The sequence below is a fragment of the Caballeronia choica genome, from assembly GCF_001544535.1.
In the GTDB taxonomy this organism is placed as follows: Bacteria; Pseudomonadota; Gammaproteobacteria; order Burkholderiales; family Burkholderiaceae; genus Caballeronia; species Caballeronia choica.
Genome location: NZ_FCON02000348.1, coordinates 1 through 2,901, shown reverse-complemented (window position 1 = coordinate 2,901; position 2,901 = coordinate 1). Strand labels below are relative to the sequence as shown.

Annotated in this window: 4 protein-coding genes; all 4 read left to right on the top strand. The window is 61.2% G+C overall.

Features of this window, described 5'->3' with window-relative positions:
- A partial coding sequence (locus AWB68_RS43670; RefSeq protein ID WP_143282049.1) for a sigma-54 interaction domain-containing protein occupies positions 1-861 on the top strand: 861 nt, incomplete at its 5' end.
- A 627-nt stretch (positions 862-1,488) separates the two neighbouring features.
- On the top strand, positions 1,489-1,917 hold the full coding sequence (locus AWB68_RS43665; protein WP_087650287.1) for an Xre family toxin-antitoxin system antitoxin: 429 nt from the start codon (positions 1,489-1,491) through the stop codon (positions 1,915-1,917).
- A gap of 38 nt (positions 1,918-1,955) precedes the next feature.
- Positions 1,956-2,417 carry an RES family NAD+ phosphorylase gene (locus tag AWB68_RS43660; protein WP_087650288.1) on the top strand — a complete coding sequence of 154 codons (462 nt, stop codon included), beginning with the start codon at positions 1,956-1,958 and terminating at the stop codon, positions 2,415-2,417.
- Positions 2,418-2,706: 289 nt separating this feature from the next.
- Positions 2,707-2,901 (top strand): type II toxin-antitoxin system Phd/YefM family antitoxin (locus AWB68_RS43655; protein ID WP_087649828.1); only part of this gene is annotated, 195 nt, incomplete at its 3' end.

Below are 2,901 nucleotides of genomic sequence, written 5' to 3'. Positions count from 1 at the left end.
AAGGAACTGACTGCCGCTGCAATTCATAAACGATCGACGCGACGCGATCAGCCATTTGTCGCGATCAACTGCGGCGCTATTCCGGCGCATCTACTGCAATCGGAACTGTTCGGCTATGAGCGCGGTGCCTTCACAGGCGCTAACCAGCGCAAGATTGGCCGGGTGGAAGCGGCCAACGGCGGCACGCTTTTTCTCGACGAAATCGGCGATCTGCCGCTTGAAAGTCAGGCGAGCCTGTTGCGGTTTTTGCAGGAGCGCAAGGTGGAACGCCTGGGTGGACATAGCTCCACGCCGGTCGATGTACACATCATTTCGGCGACTCACGTCGACATGCAGACCGCAATGATCGAGGGGCGCTTCCGGGCCGATCTCTACCACCGCCTTTGCGTGCTGCAGATTATTGAGCCGCCGCTCAGGGAGCGAGGCAAAGACATTGAGCTCCTTGCCAAACACATGCTCGAGCGTTTCAAGAAGGACGCGAGGCGGCGCCTGCGCGGCTTTTCGCCGTGTGCCATCGCGGCCATCGAAAAATACGGGTGGCCGGGCAATGTGCGTGAACTGATCAACCGTGTGCGGCGTGCGATCGTGATGGCAGAAGGACGGCATATCACAGCCCGAGACCTGGAACTGGAGGAGCACGCTGAGGCCACGACGGTGACGCTCGCTGAAGCGCGCGAGGAGGCGGAACGAAAAGCCATCGAGATGGCTCTGCTGCGCCATCGCGGCCGCCTCGGCGAGGCGGCGCAAGAGCTCGGCATTTCGCGTGTCACGCTCTACCGCTTACTAAGCGCGAATGGACTGCGTTCGGAAGCACTTGGCGATCTGAAAAACCTCAAATGCTCCGCGCGCTCGGCCGCTTGAGGCACCTTGCTGTCGTCGTATAGTCAGCACGCTCCGACGATATTTCGACGAACGGACTGTTGAAACGCTGGGTAAGGCCGGCGCGCGTTTAATGACGCACGAGTGCGCGCCGGCGAGAGAGACGGGACGCCGCCCGAATAAAGGATAGTGAACGAATAAAAACCCGAATGACCTTGTCGACGGTAACACACAGTTGCGGTCCAAGTTTCTTTTGGCCGTCATGGCAATTGGGCGTGGGCGGCATGAATGATTGGCCCGCATATGTTGTCGGTGCGCCTGTCATGATGGATGCGGCGTCGATCCTTCCGCGTCAGAAGGGCGTCGCGCCCGAGCTCACCCAAGCCGCCGACCGCGGCGATTCATGAATAAATAACCCTGATACCATCAATTGCCAGTATTAAAAGCCTCTGCCAGGCCGGTCTTCGCGCCCAGCATCGGGTGACGAACGGCCGATCAGCGACGTACGTCTGCGGCGGGCCAGAATCTCGGGGCGCTTGGGCAAGCGGCGCTGTCGAGCTTGGCGGATATTGGGCGTTGGGCTTGATGTCGTGCCGGGTCTTGAAGGTCGATCGAAATCGCAGTATCATTTGATCCATCGATTGGCATCATTTGATCTGTGGAGTTGGAATGATCCTGGTTTCGCCCGAGCAAATCGCCGCCGTGATGGCGCTCCGGCCTGTGCCTCACTCCGTCGCTGAACTCGATGAGCAGGTACGGGTCGGACTGCCGAAATCCGCGTTGAAGGAAGGCGTCGAACATGCGACGCGCAGCGCCGAAGAGCGCCGCGCGCTGCTGTCGCGCATTGTTCCGGAAGCAACGTTCAAGCGTCGCCGCGAACGACTCAGCCCCGACGAATCGGAAAAAACAGAGCGACTCGCCCGCGTCGTGGCGACCGCGCAATACGTATGGGACAGCGATGACGATGCGCGGGAGTTTCTGAACGCGCCGCATCCCATGCTCGAGGGACGCACACCACTTGATGTGGCATTCACAGAACTGGGCGCCCGGCGGGTAGAAGAGCTCCTGTGGAAACTGTTCTACGGGCTCCCAGCGTGACGGCAACACGAAGTAGAAAAGCCCACGGCAATGTCTCGCTGACGATCTTCCGAATCGCTGACAGTCGTCATCCCGTCTGGAGCGGAACGGGCGCTATGCTAGTCGGTGGCCGGTTCAACAGTCCAGGTCGCCAGGTCATCTATGGCGCGTTGAACTTCGCTGGCGCGATGCTCGAAGTGCTTGTCCATGCTCGGATCGGAAAAGTACCACGCCACCACGTCTACGTGGTGGCGACGGTGCCGGATGGCGTTGACATCGAGCGCGTCGAAGCAGACGACTTGCCCGCAGGATGGGATGGAACGGACGCCAGGATCGCGCGCCAGTTTGGAGATCGTTGGCTCGAGGAGGCGAGGTCAGCTGTGCTGCTGGTTCCCTCAGTCGTCGCACGCGCCGAGCGGAACGTTCTCGTGAATCCGGCGCATCCCGACGCTTCGCGATTCGTCGTTTCCGAGCCGCGCCCGGTTGTCTGGGATCGGCGGCTGTTTTCGCACGACAAGTAGTTCAGCGGTTCATTTTTTGCGCGAGGGGCGGTTTGCCCTTGGTTCTGCCTTGCTGGTGCCTCGCTGCAGTAACGTCTGGCTGCACCAGCCGGAATAAAGCGGGCGTGACGGGACTAGGCGCGGGTCCGAGCTGCTCATAAATGCGGCCGCGCAAGGCGAGTGGTGGGCACGGCGCGACGGCGTGGCGGGGGCCCAGCGCCGGAACACCATGCGGCAGGCCGGTGGACATTGTGTTTCGTCGCCCGCGTCTGCATACTAGCTAACATTGCTTAGCTAACACGGGGACATCATGCTGACAGTGAACATGCACGACGCGAAATCGAAACTGTCGAGCTTGGTCGAGCAACTCGAGGTTGGGCAGGAAAACGAGGTAATCATTGCGCGCAACGGCACCCCCGTCGCTCGGTTGGTGCCGTTTGCCGCGCCCCGGCGCGTCGGCGCCGCCCGGCACCTGCTCGCGGGCCTTCACATCCCGGCCACGGTC

What these genes read in the sequence shown, in the direction of transcription:
- AWB68_RS43665 (WP_087650287.1), top strand. Translation starts at nt 1,489, where the DNA reads ATGATCCTGGTTTCGCCCGAGCAAATCGCCGCCGTGATGGCGCTCCGG.